Source organism: Flavobacterium rivuli WB 3.3-2 = DSM 21788, from assembly GCF_000378485.1.
In the GTDB taxonomy this organism is placed as follows: Bacteria; Bacteroidota; Bacteroidia; order Flavobacteriales; family Flavobacteriaceae; genus Flavobacterium; species Flavobacterium rivuli.
Window position 1 is genome coordinate 542,508 of record NZ_KB899966.1, and the last position, 18,458, is coordinate 560,965.

The 18,458-nt window shown below is 41.3% G+C and carries 17 protein-coding genes; 9 read left to right on the plus strand and 8 right to left on the minus strand.

What is annotated here, in order from left to right; all coding sequences use genetic code 11:
- Nucleotides 1-39: 39 nt before the first annotated feature.
- Together F565_RS0102640 and corA are read right to left on the minus strand one after the other, a co-directional pair.
- Nucleotides 40-741, minus strand: a complete 702-nt coding sequence (locus tag F565_RS0102640; RefSeq protein ID WP_020211641.1) for a DUF1003 domain-containing protein — start codon at nt 739-741, stop codon at nt 40-42.
- Nucleotides 742-756: 15 nt separating this feature from the next.
- A complete protein-coding gene (gene corA / locus F565_RS0102645) occupies nt 757-1,842 on the minus strand; it encodes a magnesium/cobalt transporter CorA (protein ID WP_020211642.1) in 1,086 nt (361 codons plus the stop codon).
- Between the two features lie 75 nt (nt 1,843-1,917).
- Here corA and hutI point away from each other — a divergent pair, with 75 nt between their 5' ends.
- Nucleotides 1,918-3,153, plus strand: coding sequence for an imidazolonepropionase (gene hutI / locus F565_RS0102650; RefSeq protein ID WP_020211643.1), 1,236 nt, complete (start codon nt 1,918-1,920; stop codon nt 3,151-3,153).
- A 368-nt stretch (nt 3,154-3,521) separates the two neighbouring features.
- Complete coding sequence (locus tag F565_RS0102655; RefSeq protein ID WP_020211644.1) at nt 3,522-3,869, plus strand: hypothetical protein; 348 nt, start codon at nt 3,522-3,524, stop codon at nt 3,867-3,869.
- 620 nt (nt 3,870-4,489) lie between these two features.
- Here F565_RS0102655 and capA read toward each other — a convergent pair.
- A complete protein-coding gene (capA, locus tag F565_RS0102660; RefSeq protein WP_020211645.1) occupies nt 4,490-5,530 on the minus strand; it encodes a cysteate synthase in 1,041 nt (346 codons plus the stop codon).
- Between the two features lie 80 nt (nt 5,531-5,610).
- Nucleotides 5,611-7,743 (minus strand): S9 family peptidase, encoded by a 2,133-nt coding sequence (locus F565_RS0102665; RefSeq protein WP_020211646.1) that lies wholly within the window; start codon nt 7,741-7,743, stop codon nt 5,611-5,613.
- A gap of 73 nt (nt 7,744-7,816) precedes the next feature.
- Between F565_RS0102665 and F565_RS0102670 the strand changes: the two genes are divergently transcribed.
- From F565_RS0102670 to F565_RS0102695, 7 genes are all read left to right on the plus strand, one after another.
- Nucleotides 7,817-8,140 carry a YbaB/EbfC family nucleoid-associated protein gene (locus F565_RS0102670; RefSeq protein WP_020211647.1) on the plus strand — a complete coding sequence of 108 codons (324 nt, stop codon included), beginning with the start codon at nt 7,817-7,819 and terminating at the stop codon, nt 8,138-8,140.
- Between the two features lie 114 nt (nt 8,141-8,254).
- Nucleotides 8,255-8,815, plus strand: a complete 561-nt coding sequence (locus F565_RS0102675) for a helix-turn-helix domain-containing protein (RefSeq protein WP_035641865.1) — start codon at nt 8,255-8,257, stop codon at nt 8,813-8,815.
- Between the two features lie 192 nt (nt 8,816-9,007).
- Nucleotides 9,008-9,754 carry a heavy-metal-associated domain-containing protein gene (locus F565_RS0102680; protein ID WP_020211649.1) on the plus strand — a complete coding sequence of 249 codons (747 nt, stop codon included), beginning with the start codon at nt 9,008-9,010 and terminating at the stop codon, nt 9,752-9,754.
- Nucleotides 9,755-9,922: 168 nt separating this feature from the next.
- On the plus strand, nt 9,923-11,017 hold the full coding sequence (locus F565_RS0102685; RefSeq protein ID WP_020211650.1) for an SGNH/GDSL hydrolase family protein: 1,095 nt from the start codon (nt 9,923-9,925) through the stop codon (nt 11,015-11,017).
- Complete coding sequence (locus tag F565_RS23180) at nt 11,007-11,327, plus strand: hypothetical protein (RefSeq protein ID WP_020211651.1); 321 nt, start codon at nt 11,007-11,009, stop codon at nt 11,325-11,327. The genes F565_RS0102685 and F565_RS23180 overlap by 11 nt, the downstream gene beginning before the upstream one ends.
- The gene (locus tag F565_RS21105; RefSeq protein WP_262486797.1) at nt 11,328-12,386 is read left to right on the plus strand and encodes a sialate O-acetylesterase; all 1,059 of its coding nucleotides are present in this window, start codon (nt 11,328-11,330) and stop codon (nt 12,384-12,386) included.
- A gap of 105 nt (nt 12,387-12,491) precedes the next feature.
- On the plus strand, nt 12,492-13,739 hold the full coding sequence (locus F565_RS0102695) for a glycoside hydrolase family 27 protein (RefSeq protein ID WP_020211653.1): 1,248 nt from the start codon (nt 12,492-12,494) through the stop codon (nt 13,737-13,739).
- Between the two features lie 73 nt (nt 13,740-13,812).
- Here the strand turns inward: F565_RS0102695 and lpdA are convergent, their stop codons facing one another.
- The 4 genes from lpdA to F565_RS0102715 all read right to left on the minus strand — a co-directional run bounded on the left by lpdA (nt 13,813) and on the right by F565_RS0102715 (nt 18,355).
- Entirely contained in the window at nt 13,813-15,219 is a 1,407-nt protein-coding gene (gene lpdA, locus F565_RS0102700; RefSeq protein WP_020211654.1) for a dihydrolipoyl dehydrogenase, read from the minus strand.
- Nucleotides 15,220-15,424: 205 nt separating this feature from the next.
- A complete protein-coding gene (locus F565_RS0102705; RefSeq protein WP_020211655.1) occupies nt 15,425-17,056 on the minus strand; it encodes a carboxylesterase/lipase family protein in 1,632 nt (543 codons plus the stop codon).
- A gap of 78 nt (nt 17,057-17,134) precedes the next feature.
- Nucleotides 17,135-18,040 (minus strand): S66 peptidase family protein, encoded by a 906-nt coding sequence (locus F565_RS0102710; RefSeq protein WP_020211656.1) that lies wholly within the window; start codon nt 18,038-18,040, stop codon nt 17,135-17,137.
- Entirely contained in the window at nt 18,041-18,355 is a 315-nt protein-coding gene (locus tag F565_RS0102715; RefSeq protein WP_020211657.1) for a hypothetical protein, read from the minus strand.
- Between the last annotated feature and the right edge of the window lie 103 nt (nt 18,356-18,458).

Consider the following 18,458-nt stretch of genomic DNA (forward strand, 5'->3'; position numbering starts at 1 on the left):
TATTTTGTTGTAAAGCTCAACTTTACTTTGTTAAAACGTTCAGAGCTTTTTTTCGAGGCGGTTAAGGATATCGTTCATAGCCTCTATCTGTGCTTTCTGTATCTCTATAAGTGCCTGCTCCTGCTGCAATATAAGGTGGTCTATTTTTTCGTGCAGCATACGTATCTCCAATTCAGATTTCAGGTTAACCATGTAGTCATTCTCTGCTTTATCGCGGTCTTTTTCGCCCTGGCGGTTTTGGCTCATCATAATAACAGGAGCCTGTAATGCAGCCACGCACGAAAGGATAAGGTTAAGCAATATAAATGGGTACGGATCCCAGCCTTTATTGGCAAGAAGCACAATATTAACGGCAATCCAGCCAAGAAGAAACGAAACAAACATGATTATAAACGTCCAGCTACCACCAAAGGCTGCTACCCTGTCGGCAACGCGCTGTCCAAAGGTAGAATTTGCAATATCATCATCGTCATCCGGATTATCAGATATTATGGTTTTATCTTTAAGGGCATTAACCACTTTGGTTTCCATTTCGTCGAGAGGCCCTAATTCCTGCTGAAGGAAATCTGCAATATATTTTTCGCGGTATTCGTTTAGCTCGCTCATGGCAAGGCTACAGGTTTCGTCAAATTCAGGGTGGTCTTTTTTAATCATTTCAACCAAAGGTTTGCGTACTAAAGTTGCAGCAACCTTTTCTCTTTGCGGAAATTCTTTTCCCGACACATCACTTGTAAACTTCATTCTAATATATTCTGATTAAAACCACCGTTTTCTTTTAAAGTAAATTGCCATACCTATGGTAACCACTATCATAACAACCCATACAACATAGTAGCCATCCCGAGTATGCAGTTCGGGCATATTGTCGAAATTCATGCCATAAACGCCCACGATAAAGGTTAGCGGCATAAAGATAACCGAAAAAATTGTAAGGGTTTTCATAATCTGGTTCATTCTCTGGCTTTGGGCTGCAAAATGAAAGTTCGAGGCACTGTCTAAAGCGCTAAGGTCATATTCGGCCTGGTCCAGTAGTTCAAGGCATTTTTGATGGAGGCGGGCAAAATAAGTATGAGTAGTTTTATGAATGGTTTCAAACTCCTCATCTTCCTTAACGCTTTTAAGGTTGTAAAGAGCATCACGCAATGGCGCAATAGCGCGTTTAAGATAATTAAGGCTGTCTTTAGTTTTCTCTACACCGGTAATAAAATCGTTACGAACGCCAAGCTTTGCCTCATTACCAAAAATTTCGATACGGCTCTCATACCCTTCCAGCGTTATGTAAAAATTCTCCATAATCGCGTCGAGCATCAGGTAAAGCAGGTAATCGTTTTGTTTTTTACGCACTATGCCTGTACCTGTGCGAATGCGTTCGCGTATATGTTCAAAGTAATCGCTCTTTTTTTCCTGAAAAGATACAATTACATTATCCTTAAGCAGGAAACTAACCTGCTCTGTCTTTATCATGTTTATTTCCTCTACCGGGAGTACCGATTTTACACTGAAAAACAATACGTCGCCCAGTTCTTCAATACGCGTACGGCGGGAGGTGTTTAAAATGTCGCTTACCACAAAACTGTCAATTTTAAACAGGTCGCCTATTTTGCGTATCAGCTCGGTATCATGAAGCCCATGCACATTAAGCCACTTAACATCTTCAGCCTGATTTACATCGGTACATTCTTTAATTACCCTGTCCAGCCCCACATTTTTGGTGTACTCTTCATAGCCCTCTTCATTAAATATAAAGAGCTGCATAGCTACAGGATCTGTTTTATATTCTCCTGTATACTCAAAAAAATTGGGCTGTACATTGCGTACTTTTCTATATTCTATTCTTTTCACAAAAAAGATAATTTGTATCCCTTAAAAGTAAGGCTTTTTTAAAATCCATTCTTAATTTTACAAAAAGTTTAATTTATGGCTACGCTCATCATTAATTGTAAAGAGATATTGCAAATTCGCGAAAGCGGCATCACAAAAGTTTCGGGTAAGGAAATGGCACATTTGCCTGTTATTAAAAATGCCTGGCTGCTTATAGAAGACAACCTGATTGCCGGTTTTGGCACAATGGATACCTGCCCTAACCTGCCGGATGCCACAATAATTGATGCCGCCGGAAAAACAGTATTGCCTGCGTGGTGCGACAGCCATACCCACATAGTATATGCCGGCAACCGCGAACAGGAATTTGTAGACCGCATAAACGGACTTACTTATGAGGAGATTGCTAATCGTGGCGGCGGTATTTTAAACTCTGCCAAACGGCTTAATGCAACCAGCGAGGAAGAAGTATACCAACAGTCTAAACTGCGTCTTGAGGAAGTAATGCAGCAGGGAACCGGAGCCGTAGAAATAAAATCAGGGTATGGGCTTACCGTTGAAGGTGAACTTAAAATGCTCCGTGTAATAAAACGACTGAGGGAAGAATATCCCATTGCCATAAAAGCTACGTTTTTAGGGGCACATGCTTTTCCTGCCGAATATAAAGAAAACCATACGGGTTATATAGATATAATTGTGAACGAGATGCTTCCTGCAATTGCCGCAGAAAACCTTGCCGATTATATTGATGCCTTTTGCGAAACGGGGTATTTTTCTGTTGAAGAAACCGAACGCATAATGACTGCCGGACAAAAGTATGGCCTGCCTGCTAAAATTCATGTAAATCAGTTTACTGCCATTGATGGTATTGCTGCTTGTGTAAAGCATAACGCACTTAGCGTAGACCATCTTGAAATTGTAACCGATGAAGATATTGAAGCACTTAAAAACAGCGATACTATGCCGGTAGCATTGCCTACCTGTTCCTTTTTTATAAGCATTCCTTACACGCCCGCACGCAAAATGCTCGATGCCGGTTTGCCATTAGCCCTGGCAACCGACTTTAACCCCGGTACCACGCCAAGCGGAAATATGAACCTTGTGGTTGCAACCGCCTGCATAAAAATGAAAATGACTCCCGAAGAAGCTATTAACGCAGCTACAATAAATGGGGCTTATGCTATGGGCCTGAGTGAAACGCATGGGAGTATAACCGTGGGCAAACGTGCCAACATAATTATTACTAAACCCCTAACCTCCTATTACCAACTGCCGTATGCCTTTGGCAGTAATTTAATTGACCGGGTTATTATTGAAGGGAAAGTGATTTAAAAATAAGTAAGTAACAGGCACAAATTTTACAGCCGAATTGTAATATATATTTTATTTTTTTTATGCAGACGCGAGCCGCTAAGCCGACACCCATAAATTAGCATCTTTACCGGCGACCTGTCAGTTGCCGGTGCATAGGCAAGGCGTGTCTCTCTACTTTTTGCGGCTCTGCGCTTTTGCGTGACATTTCTTAAAACATATTTGGCTATAACTATCAAACTTAAGGTAACATTTTTTTTATAAGATTATTTTCTAATGAAATAAATTATTCTTATCTTTGCAGTCATAGAATTACCTCTTTAATTCCTGACTACTTCCTCAATTTTTCTTTCCAGATTTGTACTGAGATTTCATATACATAATTTTATATGTATACCACAGAAAACAAAACCGCCAAACGTTTTGATTATAATGCTTACATACAGGGCCGCCTTGCCGGTAAATATGTTATTGCATACATTGATGAGGATATTTACATAGAGCCTCTCACAGAGCATATAAATGATAGCATTGTGCCTTTTACGGATATTGATTTCGATACAGTACCATCAAAAGAAGGAAAAAGCATATTAGCAGATGATGCATTTGAAGCTTTTGATCGTTCATCAAACTTCAACATTCTTAACAATAATATCCCATTTAACTATCGATTAGTTACCGGGTCCAACTTTCCTTTTCAGCAAATGCCCGACATCAATTGCAGGGGTGCGCCGTAGCGGTTCTAAATATCATGTCATTAAATTTTTATAACTATTATACATTACCCAAACTTCAACCGGCTTCACAAATTACCGGATTAACAAATCCACAAACAACCATTTTAGTTCCTTGGCATACTGAAAATAATAGTGCTAAGCAGTAGTGAAGATGCTGCTTTATAACGATATATAGAAAGCCACACAGCTTACCAAGACCCGGGGAACGAGCCCGGGCAGTAGCCCTTATTTAATAGCTAACGCATAATTTTAAATCAGGGATAACTACAGGAGGTATGTTGTGTGGCTTTTTTACGTCTAAATAAGTTCTTATAAAAAAAAATTTACCACAAGGGTCACAAAGTTTTTTCACTAAGTACACAAAGTTATATAAGTTCACAACGGACAACAAGTTGTCTTAAAAAGAACACAAGGCTATACGTAATTATCAGTCCTATTAAAATTTCAACATAGCCTTGTGTACTTCCGCCTTTGGGCGGTAATCTCTGTACCCACCGTGGAAAAATTTTGTGGCCTTTGTGGTAAATGATCTTTTATAAATATCTGCGGTAAATATAAACCTATTAAAACAAAAAACTCCGGCCTTAGCCGGAGTTCCCTATATATCTAAAAAAGTAAGATTACTTTATAAATTCAATTTTTTGTGCTTCTTCCAGGTTAACACTGTCAAAAAAGCCTTGTTCGTTCATCCATTCATCGCTGTACACTTTACTCATGTAGCGCGAACCATGATCCGGGAATATCATTACAATATTACTGTTTTCGTCAAACTCTCCTGCCTCGTCATACTGCCTTGCAGCCTGTAGCGTAGCGCCACTTGTGTAACCTACAAAAAGACCTTCGGTTTTAGCAATATACCTTGCGGCATGGGCGCTATCCTCGTCAGATACTTTTATAAACTTGTCTATAACATCAAAATCTGTTGCCGTAGGGATAAGGTTTTTACCAAGCCCCTCTATACGGTATGGGTAAATTTCTTCGCTGTCAAACTCTTTAGTCTCGTGGTATTTTTTAAGTACAGATCCAAAAGCATCTACACCCAGTATCCTGATATTAGGGTTTTGCTCTTTAAGGTAACGTGCCGCACCCGATATTGTTCCACCCGTACCGCTGCATGCAATAAGGTGCGTTATCTGGCCACCGGTTTGTTCCCAAATTTCGGGCCCGGTAGTTTTGTAATGCGCATCCATGTTAAGGTCGTTAAAATACTGGTTGATGTAAACCGAGCCTTTCATTTCTTCATGAAGCCTTTTAGCAACGCTGTAATAAGAACGGGGATCATCTGCCGATACATTTGCCGGGCACACATAAACCTTTGCTCCCATAGCGCGTAGCATATCTATCTTATCTCTCGATGATTTAGAGCTTACTGCAAGCACGCAATCATAACCTTTAATAATGCTAACCATAGCAATGCTAAAGCCAGTGTTACCAGATGTGGTTTCTATAATGGTATCGCCAGGTTTAAGTACGCCTCTTCTCTCGGCCTCTTCAATAATGTATAGTGCAATCCTGTCTTTAGTGGAATGACCCGGGTTAAAAGCTTCAACTTTAGCGTAATAATTCCCCTTTAAACCTTCTGTAACTTTATTAACCCTGATAAGGGGTGTATTCCCTATCAGTTCCAATATATTATTATAGGCTTTTATTTCTTCTTTCATAAAAAAATAAGTTAGCAAGGTAAACTGTAAATTAGTTTAAGTAACCTTAAAACCCTGCAAATCTAACAAAAAAAATTTAATTACTTTTTAATTCCTTCCAAATCTAACAAAAAACTGTATTCTTTGGCAACTTCTTTGATGGCCTCAAAACGGCCCGAAGCGCCTCCGTGCCCTGCTTCCATGTTGGTATCCAGATACAACTGATTGTTGCCCGTGCTTACAACCCTAAGTTTTGCAACCCATTTAGCAGGTTCCCAGTACTGCACCTGCGAGTCGTGCAGGCCGGTTGTTACCAGCATATTGGGGTAAGCCTGGGCTGTTACATTGTCATACGGAGAATACTCTTTCATGTACTTATAGTACTTTTTCTCGTTGGGGTTGCCCCACTCGTCATATTCGCCTGTGGTAAGAGGTATACTGTCGTCCAGCATTGTGGTAACCACATCTACAAAAGGTACCTGTGCAATAACGCCGTGGTACAGCTGTGGTGCCATATTAATTACAGCTCCCATGAGCAGCCCTCCGGCCGATCCGCCTTCGGCATACAAATGTTGTGGCGATGTATATTTCTGGTCGATTACAAAGTTAGAACAATCTATGTAATCTGTAAAGGTATTCTTCTTTTTTAAAAGCTTGCCATTATCATACCACTCACGGCCCAGGTCTTCGCCGCCCCTTATGTGGGCAATGGCAAAGATAAATCCGCGGTCGAGCAGGCTAAGCCTTATCGACGAGAAGTAAGGATCCATAGATGCCCCGTAAGAACCATAAGCATATAACAGGAACGGATTACTGCCATCCTGCTTAATGCCCTTGCGGTACACCATAGATATTGGTATTTTAGTACCATCCTGTGCAGTGGCCCATACCCTCTCTTCTGTATAATTATTTTTATCGAACTGCCCGCCTAAAACTTCCTGCTCTTTAAGCACGGTCTTTTTGCGGGTCTTCATGTTAAAATCTATAACCGATGATGGCACAGCCAGCGACTGATAGCTATAGCGCAGTATATCGGTATCAAAATCAGGATTGGTAGACGTGCCTGCGGTGTAGGTTTCACTTTCAAACGGCAGGTAATACTCTTCGGTACCATCCCACGGGCGAATGCGAATGGTGTTTAAGCCATTGCTGCGTTCGGATATTACAAGGTAATCCTTAAAAATATCAATATCCTCAAGCAGTACATCATCGCGGTGCGGTATCAGGTCGGTCCAGTTGGCTTTTCCTGTAGCATTCTCCGGCGTTGTCATCAGCTTAAAGTTAGTTGCCTTGTCTTTATTGGCAACTATATAAAACTTATCGCCATAGTGCGATATGCTGTACTCAAGGCCGCGTGTCCTTTTCTGGAACATCTTAAACTTGCCGTCGGGCTTTGCCGATTCCAGTATCCTGAACTCTGTAGTAAGCGTGCTTGATGATCCTATTACAAGATATTTTTTAGATTTTTCCTTGTATATAAAAGTGTTATAGGTATCGTCTTCCTCATGAAAAACAAGCACATCATCGGCACTGTCAGCACCTAATTTATGCTTATAAATTTTATCCGATCGTAGCGTAACCTCGTCGTTACGGGTATAGAACAGCGTGTGGTTATCGCCTGCCCATGTAGAGCCACCTGTAGTATTTTCTATTTTGGCCGGTAATATCTCGTTCGTTTCAAGATTTTTTACCTGTATGGTGTACTGCCTTCGCGATACAAGGTCTACCCCAAAGGCTGCCCACTTATTGTCTTCGCTTATGTTTAGGCCGCCTAACTGAAAATAAGAGTGCCCTTCGGCAAGCTCATTACAGTTAAACAATATTTCTTCGGGAGCATCAAGGCTTACTTTTTTGCGCGAATATATAGGGTAATCTTTTCCTTTTTCGTAGCGGGTTATGTAGTAATAACCGTTGTAAAAATAAGGAACAGATGAGTCGTCTTCTTTAATACGGGCCTTCATTTCTAAAAACAGGTCGTCCTGAAACTGTTTTGTATGGGCCGTTTGTGCTTTGTAGTAATCGTTTTCCTGGTTAAGGTAGTCTGTAACTTCGGGGTTTTCCCTTTCGTTAAGCCAGTAATAATTGTCTATGCGGGTATCGCCATGCATTGTAAGCTCCTTAGGCTTAACAGGTGCAACCGGCGGATTAATGGTTTTGGTCATTATAGTTTTGCTTGTTTGAGCATTTGCCGCAAAAGTAAGATAAACACAACATATAAATAAGTGTTTTTTCATTCTTTTATGAATTGGTAAATACCACTGCAATTTATACATTTGCATTAATATTTAACGTATAAATTCTGAAAAAATGTTTGGAGATTTAATGGGAATGATGGGAAAACTTAAAGAAACCCAACAAAAGATTGAAGAAACTAAAAAAAGGCTTGATACTGTTTTGATAGACGAACAAAGCAGCGACGGCCTGCTTAAGGTAACATTAACTGCTAACCGCACCGTTAAAGCAGTTACGGTAGATGATGCTTTACTGGAAGATAAAGAGCAGCTGGAAGATTACCTGGTTCTTGTTTTTAACAAGGCTATTGCCAAAGCTACTGCTGTAAACGAGGCAGAGCTTGCAGCCGTAGCACAGGACGGCATGCCGAACATACCGGGAATGGATTTTTTAAAATAATAAATATTGTTTCAGGTTTAAAGTTTAATGTTTCAGGTTAATCATCCTCCTGAACCTGACTGTAGCCATACAGAACTTCAAAAAAACTTTAAACCTGAAACTTTAAACTTTAAAATGCATCTCTACATAAAAAACATGGTTTGCAATCGCTGTATCACGGCCGTGCGCAATGAGCTCGATACTTTGGGCTACACTGTACATGACGTAACTTTAGGCGAAGCCGAAATTACAGGCGAGCCCGATGCTGCCCAGCTTGAAACCATAGCTTTTAGCCTGAAAAAATTGGGATTTGAACTGATTGCCGACCGTAAAGGCCGTATTATAGAGCAGGTTAAAAATGAAATTGTGCAGCTGGTACATCATTCAGGCGAAATACTGGCAACAAATCTTTCGTCTTTTTTAGCTGATAAATTACAGTACGACTATACCTACCTGAGCAATCTTTTCTCTGAAGTGGAAGATACTACGATAGAGAAATATTACATTGCCCAGCGTATAGAAAAAGTAAAAGAGCTCTTGGTTTACGACGAATTATCGCTTGCACAGATAGCCGGCCAACTGGGGTATAGCAGCCCCGCCTACCTATCAGGCCAGTTTAAAAAAGTAACCGGCTTTACCCCCACCCACTACAAATCTATAAAGGCTAACAAACGCCGCAGTATAGACGAACTGTAAATGTTACAGGTATTATCTTAAATTACGTAAGTCATTTTTTTATTTATTGCCGAACTTTGTAAAATCAATTTACACACCCCTAACCCCTCTCAAGAGGGAACACTCAAACCTGCTCACTCTGCTGTTTTGTGTATGAGTGAAGCTGGTTCCCCTCTTGAGAGGGGTTAGGGGTGTGTTACTCAAAAATATAAAATGACCCATACCTATAACATTACCGGAATGACCTGCGAGGGTTGCGTAGCAAAAGTGAGTTACCTGCTAAAACAAATACCACAAATTACTAACGTTGCCATAAATCTGGACAAAGGCCAGGCCGATGTTACCATGAGCAGCCATGTGGCTACTCCTGCCCTGCAGGATGCCCTTAAAGACTACCCTAAATATAAACTGACGGAGGAAAATGCACACCACGCCGCACCTGTAAATGTTTTTGAAAACCAGCCCGAAGTTGCCAAAAGCTGGGCGGCGACGTATAAGCCTATATTGCTCATTTTTGGGTACATAAGTGCTATATCTTTAATTACAGCAATGTGGGGAGATGGCTTTAGCGGCATGACCTTTATGCGCGTTTTTATGGCAGGGTTTTTCCTTACTTTCTCTTTCTTTAAGATGCTCGACCTTAAAGGCTTTGCCGAAAGCTACGCCATGTATGACGTAGTTGCTAAAAAAATCCCGGCGTGGGGTTATGTGTATGCCTTTTTAGAGTTGGCACTTGGCCTTGCTTTTGCGTTAAACTTTGCCCCGCTTTATGTTAATGCTTTTACGGCAGTGCTTATGGCAGTTAGCCTGCTTGGTGTATTGCAAAGCGTTTTTAATAAAAAACAAATACGTTGTGCCTGTTTGGGCGCGGTGTTTAACCTGCCCATGAGCACCGTTACCATTATAGAAGACGGCCTCATGATAGCCATGAGCATTGCCATGATTTTTATGTACCTGTAAAAAAAACACTTTTTAAAAAGCTTTGTCATACATTAAGCATCCCAAAGCTTTTTTACAGGAATATTATCCAACAAAAAACCATATTAATGTTATTATGACCTTTAGCTTACATTAAAATATAATTTAAGGCCTGTTTTTTTATATTTTTATGATCAGAAAATATAAATTATGATCATCCATCAAAAATTAGCATTGGTCTTTATAGCTGTATCGCTAACCTGTATTTCATGGTTTACAGTATTACCACCGGCTAAAAGTATTTTTGCCGTAAAGGGCCGTACAGAAGTACTGGCTAACGGAGAAGTAGTACTTATAGCATCGGCATCATCTGTAACATTTGGGTTTAAGGGTACTAAGTGTACCCTGAAACTTGAAGCCAAAGATAAAACGGCACATCATAATTATGTTGCTGTAGAAGTAGACGGGCAATACTACAGCCGCGAAAAAATAATGCCCACAGGTACTACGGTTTTTATTAATGTACCGGGCAAAAGCCATACCATTACCATTTATAAGGCTACAGAAGCTGTTAATGGTACTGTAATTTTTACCGGTGCAGAGGGTGATCTCTTTAAAATAGCTGAAAAGCCAAAAAAGAAAATTGAATTTATAGGCGACTCCATAACCTGCGGCATGGGTAACGATACTATTGCCATACCCTGTGGTAAAGGTGAGTGGTACGACCAGCATAATGCTTACTATTCTTATGCAGCTGTTACAGCAAGAGCGTTAAATGTTGATTTTGTGCTTAGTTCTGTATCCGGTATTGGCATGTACCGCAACTGGAATGATGAGCATGATAAAGAGGCCATAATGCCCGATGTTTACGAAAATCTTTATTTAAATAAAGACACTACAAAACCCTATGCATTTGGTTTTAACCAGGACATTACCTGTATTGCCCTGGGCACTAACGATTTTAGTAAGGGCGATGGTAAAAAGTCAAGGCTGCCTTTTAATGAAGATACGTATGTATCAAATTATGTAAACTTTATACAAACGGTTTACAAACACGCCCCGGATACACGCATAATATTGTTAGACAGCCCTATGGTAACCGGAGAAAATGCTGCCACTTTTGCTAAATGCCTTAATAAAGTTAAAGATGCAGTAAATGCACAAAAACACCATAAACCGGTAACCATTTTTACTTTTAGCGCAATAACCCCTCACGGCTGCGGCTTTCATCCCGAAATTGAAGATGATAAGCTCATGGCATTACAACTTGCACCTTATTTAAAAAAAGTACTTAATGAAAAATAGGCTGCTACTCAGTTTTATACTTGGCATGCTTGGCATATCATGCTTTGCTAATGTTTCGCTTCCTTCTTTTTTTTCAGATAATATGGTTTTGCAGCGCAATGCTGATGTTAAACTTTGGGGCTGGGGTAATCCGTTAGAAGAAATTACCATAACCACAGGCTGGGATAATACGGCATATATTGTAAAAACAGATAACCAGGCTGCATGGCAGCTTACCCTTAAAACTCCTCATGAGGGTGGCCCGTATACCATAAAGTTTAAAGGCAAGAATGAACTGGTTTTAAAAAACATCATGCTGGGAGAAGTGTAGCTGTGCTCCGGCCAAAGCAATATGGAGTGGACACCTGCTGCAGGTATTGTTAATGGGGAGGCCGAAATAGCCGGGGCAAATTACCCTGATATCCGCTTTTTTAAGGCTGTAAAATTAACAGCAAAAGACCCGCAGATAAATATGCCGGGAAGTTGGGAAACCTGTACACCCTTAACCATGAAAAATTTTAGCGCCATAAGTTATTTCTTTGCCCAGCGTTTAAATACAGAACTTACTGGTGTGCCCATTGGTATTATAAATTGCAGCTGGGGCGGCACCCCTGCCGAGGTCTGGATAGCTGAAAGTGATGTAGCCAACGATAAAACAGTAGCAGAAGCCGCAGTAAAATTAACCAACACACAGTGGGGGCCTAACCAGCCGGGGCGTGCTTATAATGCCATGATAAATCCGCTCGCCGGTTTTAAAGTTGCCGGCGTTTTATGGTACCAGGGCGAAAGCAATGTAGGGTCGCATGTGTACGATAAAACGTTAAGTACCCTTATAGAGACGTGGCGTGCTGCATGGCAGGATAACTTTCCGTTTTACTATGTACAAATTACGCCTTTTAATTATGAGGGCAATACTACACAGGGGGTAACCATACGCAATGCGCAACGCAAAGTGCTGCAGCAGGTAACTAAAACCGATATGGTTGTTGTAAGCGACATAAGCCCTGTTAATGATATACATCCCCGCGATAAAAAACCCGTGGGCGTAAGGCTTGCCAACCTCGCCTTAAAAAACATATACGGTATAGACAAAGGTGTGGTAAACAGCCCCCTCTATAAAAATTTTAAATTAAATGGCAGTAAGTTAACCGTTTATTTTGAAAATGCCACGGGGCTGCACTTTACAAATAAAACATCTCATCTTTTTGAAATTGCCGGCACCGACGGTGTTTACCATATTGCAAAAGCAAAAATAGAGAACGATGCTGTGGTACTAACATCTAAAGAAGTTGCAAAACCCACACAAGTGCGTTTTGCATGGCATAATACGGCACAGGCAAATTTATTTAATGGTGCTGATTTACCGGCATCATCCTTTATAAGCGAGTAACGTGTAGCCGTAATGCATCTTATTGCTTGCTAACCACAAATTTGTTTTTTACATCAATCAAAAAAAAATCAGGACCAATTCATTACTTATATACCAAACAAAAACATGAAAAAAATTATCTATTCACTTTTAGCGCTTGGCTTTAGCTTTTATGCTATGGCACAAGGCAACAACTACGTTCAGGATTATACAAAATATCCGGGGCTTGCTTTAACGCCGCCTATGGGCTGGAACAGCTGGAACAAATTTGCCTGTAATGTAGATGAAAATATGATAAAGCAAATGGCAGATGCCATGGTAAGCACAGGAATGGCTGCCGCTGGATACCAATTTATAAATATAGACGACTGCTGGCATGGCGACCGCGATGCACAGGGCTTTATTCAGCCAGATGCTAAAAGGTTTCCGTCAGGCATGAAGGCTCTTGCCGATTACGTACACAGTAAAGGCTTAAAGCTTGGCATTTACAGCGATGCAGGCTCTCAAACCTGTGGTGGCAGGCCCGGAAGCCGCGGCTACGAGTTTCAGGATGCGCTTACCTATGCCTCCTGGGGAATAGATTACCTTAAATATGACTGGTGTAATACTGAGGGCTTAAAGGCCGAAGGTGCTTATAAAACCATTACAGCCGCCCTTAAAAAAGCAGGCCGCCCTATTGTACTAAGCATTTGCGAATGGGGTAACGATAAACCCTGGGAATGGGGACAAACTGTAGGCCACCTATGGAGGACTACCGGAGATATAACCAATTGTTTTGACTGTATTAAAGACCACGGTACATGGAAGGCTTTTGGCACCATGCCCATTCTCGACAAGCAGGAAGGTTTAAGGCAATATGCCGGTCCCGGCCATTGGAATGACCCTGATATGCTGGAAGTAGGCAATGGCAAGCTAACCCCCGGCGAAGACAGGGCGCATTTTACTATGTGGGCCATGATAGCCGCCCCACTTATTGCCGGTAACGACCTGCGCAGCATGAGTAAAGAAACTACAGAGGTGCTTACTAATAAAGAGGTTATTGCCCTTAACCAGGACAAGCTCGGGATACAGGGCTTAAGGGTTTCTGCACAGGATGGACTCGAAGTTTGGGCGAAGCCGTTAAGCAATGGCGACTGGGCCATTAGTTTTCTTAACCGCAGCGACAAACCTCAAAAAGTAAATTTTGACTGGACAAAACAAAAGGTGTACGACGACATTAATAAAATCGATGCCTCTTTTACGACCACCACTTACACCATTAAAAACCTTTGGGATAAAAACGATAAAGGCAAAGCCACAACTAAAAAGACTTTTAATGCCGAAGTGCCCTCTCATGACATTATTGCTTTAAGGCTTACTAAAAGCAGCAGGTAATGTATAGACCGCTTTAAAAAAAAAGCCTTTCCGTTGCCGGAAAGGCTTTTTTAGTTTATATCAAATTTGTCTGTTACATGTGTATCGACCTGTTATCGGTAGCGGCAAGGGCAGCTTCTTTAACAGCTTCGGCATAGGTAGGGTGTGCATGAGACGACCTTGCAATATCCTCGGCAGATGCCTTAAATTCCATTGCTATAACTGCCTCAGCAATAAGATCGGCAGTACGGGCACCTATCATGTGTATACCTAAAACCTCATCGGTAGTGGCATCGGCAAGAATTTTTACAAAACCATCGGTATCCATACTCGCACGGCTACGTCCTAATGCTTTAAAAGGGAAACTTCCTGTTTTATAAGCAACGCCTGCTTCTTTAAGCTGCTCCTCAGTTTTACCTACAGCAGCAACTTCCGGCCATGTGTATACAACGCCAGGTATAAGGTTATAATCAATATGCGGTTTTTGCCCGGCAATAGTTTCTGCTACAAATGTACCTTCCTCTTCAGCTTTGTGGGCAAGCATTGCACCTTTTATAACATCGCCTATAGCGTAAATATTAGGTACGCTTGTTTGTAAATGTTCGTTAACCTCAACAAGGCCCCTATCGGTAATTTTTACACCTGCTTTTTCAGCATTAAGGCCTTCTGTGTAAGCTTTACGCCCAACAGATACCAGTGCATAATCGCCATCAAGGGTAATGGTTTCGCCTTTGGCATTTTCTGCCTGCACCTGTACATCGGCACCGTTGCGCTCTACCGATTTTACTTTGTGCGACGTGTAAAATTTCATGCCCTGTTTTTTAAGCACTTTAGTAAGTTCTTTACTAAGACCTGCATCCATACCCGGAATAATACGGTCAAGATACTCAACTACAGACACCTGCGCACCAAGGCGAAGGTATACCTGCCCAAGCTCAAGACCTATTACCCCACCACCTATAACAATAAGGTGCTTAGGCACTTCTTTAAGCTCTAACGCCTCTGTAGAAGTAATTATTTTTTCTTTATCTATTTTTATAAAAGGTAACGACGCCGGTTTAGACCCTGTAGCAATAATGGTGTTTTTTGCTTCGATAGTCTCTGTGCTGCCGTCATTTTTAGTAACCACTACATGCGTTGCATCTTCAAACGAGCCAAGGCCTTCAAAAACAGTGATCTTGTTTTTGTCCATAAGGTATTTAATACCGCTTACATTCTGGTCTACCACGCCGCGCTTACGCGCTATCATTTGCTCAAAGTTTACTTTAATTTCTCCTTCTATATCAATACCATGCGTTTTAAAATCGGTAACGGCATCATGGTAGTGGTGCGACGAATCTAAAAGTGCTTTACTTGGTATACAGCCCACATTAAGGCAGGTACCGCCAAGAGTTGGATATTTTTCGATGATTGCAGTAGTAAAACCTAATTGAGCAGCGCGAATGGCAGCTACATATCCGCCGGGACCCGAACCTATAACGACAACGTCAAATGAACTCATAGTATATATTTTATGATTTAATTTAGTACAGCAAATTTAGGCAATAACATTTATATGATACCAAATAAAATGATTGAATTTACGTACGCTAACATATACTTAATGTAGTCGCGCTGTTAGTGCGTTTGCCTGTTAAATTTAAAATGCCCAATAAAAAAAATGCCTGTACAATGTAAACTGTACAGGCATTTTTTATTGGCGCAAATTACTTTTTGCTGTTGTAATAAGAATCCAGGAACAGGTAACGTGCCCTGTTTGTTTCTTTATGAAATTTAGGATGTATGTTAAGATCCATAATGTTAAGGTCTAACGCCTGTTTGCTTACAGGCCAGTCCGGTAAACTGCCACTGTTAGGATTACCCGTTTTTATAAAATTAGCAAAATAGTTTAATGACAATTCAGATACTTTATAATCTTCCGATGTCCAGGCATATACTTTGTTCGTTTCCAGATTACCAAGCACATATTCTATGTCTGATGCGTGCGATGCTCCCACAAGCGGCTCAGGCATTTTAGGCTCTTCTTTTTTGGCATCGCCTCCTTTTATAATCCCACCTGCAAGGCCGGCTTTGGCATCACCCATTTCTTCTTTCATAGGTGGCCTTGGTTTAGAGAACTCGTACACAAAGGTAGGCTGTCCCGTGTTTTTATGCTCGTCTGCCCACTTCCAGGTACTGTACACTATAAAATTATCGCTTGCCAGTGCCGTAGCCGATTTAATAACTTCTTTCTCGGTTTTACCGGGATATAATTTTAAAACTTCATCTGCCCTTTCGGCAAACTTTTCCTTTACAAGTTTAGTATAATTGGCAGGGCTTGGATATTGCCCCTGCATAAATGCCTGGTACGGAACCTCGGCAGATGTCCACCCAACCATCAACGGCACTTTAGACTGGTCGCCCGCCTTAAAAATATCCGACGGAAGTTTGGTTAAAAAGTAACCATCTACAACGGCCTTTGCATTAAAATTATTTTTTGCGGCTACGTCTAATAATTGCTGTGCCGGTATAGCCCGTAGTTTTTCTATGTCGTTAATACTTATTGCAGAACCGAATTTTACACCGTTTGCTTCGCCCTCCCTTAACGGAATAGCATCGAGCGTTGGGTTTATCATGGCACCGCTCTGGCCTATAGCACCTGCTATTAAACCTTTAGATAAGGGAGATGCCATTTGCGCATATACCGATATAGACCCTGCAGATTCGCCTGCAATGGTAATTTTATCGGGGTTGCCGCCAAAGGCCGCTATATTTTTTTTAACCCAAAGCAATGCCGCATTCTGGTCTAACAATCCGTAATTGCCCGATGCTTTTTTATCTGATTGCTGTGTTAGCCCGGGGTGTGCAAAGAAGCCAAAGATGCCCAGCCTGTAGTTTAAGGTTACAACTACAACACCTTTTCGTGCCATAGCCTCGCCATCATACCTGTTTTCAGATCCGTCTCCGGCTACAAAGCCACCGCCATAAAAGTAAACCAGTACGGGAAGTTTTTCGGCTGGCGTTTTGGCGGGTGTCCATACATTAAGGTACAGGCAGTCTTCGCTCATATTTTCGGCACGAAAACTCATGTCGCCAAAAATGGCTTTTTGCATGGGATTATTGCCAAATTTATCTGCTTTACGCACTCCCTGCCATTTTGTGGGAGGTAATGGTGCTGCCCAGCGCAATTTGCCAACAGGCGGCAGGGCAAAAGGGACACCCCTGTAAGTCGCCACGCCCGATGTTAATGTTATGCCTTCCAGCATTCCCTGCTCTACCTTTGTTTGGGGTGCTTTTTGGGCAAATGCCGATATAGAAAATTGCAGTACCACTGCAAATACAAGATATTTTTTAATCATTTTTACAAGTTTGTTTTAACAAATATATCGAAATATATCATTATTTTGTTGCTATACAATGCGATTATACAAAACAGTTTATGTGGCAAATGTAAATTTCACAAACTCATTGTTTTGTGTTACGGTAATTTCCCTGCCCATGATAAGTGAGCGATTATCGGGCGCATGCCCGGCAGGAAAACCAAAGTATACCGGGTAGCCATATTGAACAGTTTGCTCTAAGGTTATCTGGTATGCATCGCGCCCAAAGGGAATTGTAGAATCTTTAATATCTATAAGCGTACCTACTACCAGGGCTTTAAGGTTTGCCAATTTGCCTGCCCTTTTTAACGACACCAGCATACGGTCGTAGTGGTACAGGTACTCATCTATATCTTCTATAAACAATATCTTACCATTAGTATCCATCTCAGATTCCGACCCTATAGTAGCGTAGATCATAGATAGGTTACCGCCCACGAGTGTTCCGGTAACTTCTTCTCCTTCTCCCCTGCTTCTCTCATGCACAGGGACCTCATAAACATGGCTTTCGCCAAAGAGTGCCGCCCGCACACTTTCTACAGCTTGTGGCGTACTTCCTGCATAACCCTGCAGCATAACGGCGTGCAGCGTCTCTATACCAAAATTATGAATGTGGCTGTGCAGCAGTGTGATGTCGCTATAACCCACAAGCCACTTAGGGTTTTGTTTAAAAGCTGTAAAATCTAAATCGTCTATAATGCGCAAGGTGCCATAGCCGCCTTTGGTAAAAAAGATAGCTTTTATAGATGTATCATCAAGCATTTGCTGCAGGTCGGCTGCGCGCTGCGCATCGGTACCTGCTAAAAAACCATCGGTAGCAAAGGTATTAGCGCCAATAACAGGCTGCAACCGCCAACTTTTTAGTACGGTAAGTGCGTGTTCTATTTCGTGTGGCTCGGTACGTTTTGCAGTACTTATAACGCCTACTTTATCGGCGGGAGAAAGGTATGGTGGGGTTGTCATTTAATGCTTTCTAAGTTTTTCATTGATTATTTTAGTAATTGTACCGGTGCCAATAATTCGGGCACCTTCTGTAAATTCAAAAGTCATTCCCTCTTCAAGACGGTTTTGAAAATATCCTGATATAATTAAATAAATATCAGCTGTTACTGTTTCTCCTGGCAATACCCATTCTTTTCCTATAAAGTACTGCACGCCACCAAATAATCCTTTTTCGAATGAAAATTTTATTGTTGGACAATATCCTGATTTTGCTGGTGTATAGCGCCCACCTTCTTCAGTTGATTTATATTTTAGAGTTGCCCTAAAATCAGCCATTAGTGTCTTGTTATTTGTCTTTTTTTACACCCCCCCAACCCCTCTCAAGAGGGGAGCCAGCTAAACTCAATTAATTAAATTATTTTTTGTGATGTACTTTATA

What these genes read in the sequence shown, in the direction of transcription:
- F565_RS0102685 (WP_020211650.1), top strand. Translation starts at nt 9,923, where the DNA reads ATGATCATCCATCAAAAATTAGCATTGGTCTTTATAGCTGTATCGCTA.
- F565_RS0102710 (WP_020211656.1), bottom strand. Translation starts at nt 18,040, where the DNA reads ATGACAACCCCACCATACCTTTCTCCCGCCGATAAAGTAGGCGTTATA.
- hutI (WP_020211643.1), top strand. Translation starts at nt 1,918, where the DNA reads ATGGCTACGCTCATCATTAATTGTAAAGAGATATTGCAAATTCGCGAA.
- F565_RS0102675 (WP_035641865.1), top strand. Translation starts at nt 8,255, where the DNA reads ATGCATCTCTACATAAAAAACATGGTTTGCAATCGCTGTATCACGGCC.
- capA (WP_020211645.1), bottom strand. Translation starts at nt 5,530, where the DNA reads ATGAAAGAAGAAATAAAAGCCTATAATAATATATTGGAACTGATAGGG.
- lpdA (WP_020211654.1), bottom strand. Translation starts at nt 15,219, where the DNA reads ATGAGTTCATTTGACGTTGTCGTTATAGGTTCGGGTCCCGGCGGATAT.
- F565_RS0102715 (WP_020211657.1), bottom strand. Translation starts at nt 18,355, where the DNA reads ATGGCTGATTTTAGGGCAACTCTAAAATATAAATCAACTGAAGAAGGT.
- F565_RS0102640 (WP_020211641.1), bottom strand. Translation starts at nt 741, where the DNA reads ATGAAGTTTACAAGTGATGTGTCGGGAAAAGAATTTCCGCAAAGAGAA.
- F565_RS0102680 (WP_020211649.1), top strand. Translation starts at nt 9,008, where the DNA reads ATGACCCATACCTATAACATTACCGGAATGACCTGCGAGGGTTGCGTA.
- F565_RS0102705 (WP_020211655.1), bottom strand. Translation starts at nt 17,056, where the DNA reads ATGATTAAAAAATATCTTGTATTTGCAGTGGTACTGCAATTTTCTATA.
- F565_RS0102670 (WP_020211647.1), top strand. Translation starts at nt 7,817, where the DNA reads ATGTTTGGAGATTTAATGGGAATGATGGGAAAACTTAAAGAAACCCAA.
- F565_RS0102655 (WP_020211644.1), top strand. Translation starts at nt 3,522, where the DNA reads ATGTATACCACAGAAAACAAAACCGCCAAACGTTTTGATTATAATGCT.
- F565_RS23180 (WP_020211651.1), top strand. Translation starts at nt 11,007, where the DNA reads ATGAAAAATAGGCTGCTACTCAGTTTTATACTTGGCATGCTTGGCATA.
- F565_RS0102695 (WP_020211653.1), top strand. Translation starts at nt 12,492, where the DNA reads ATGAAAAAAATTATCTATTCACTTTTAGCGCTTGGCTTTAGCTTTTAT.
- F565_RS0102665 (WP_020211646.1), bottom strand. Translation starts at nt 7,743, where the DNA reads ATGAAAAAACACTTATTTATATGTTGTGTTTATCTTACTTTTGCGGCA.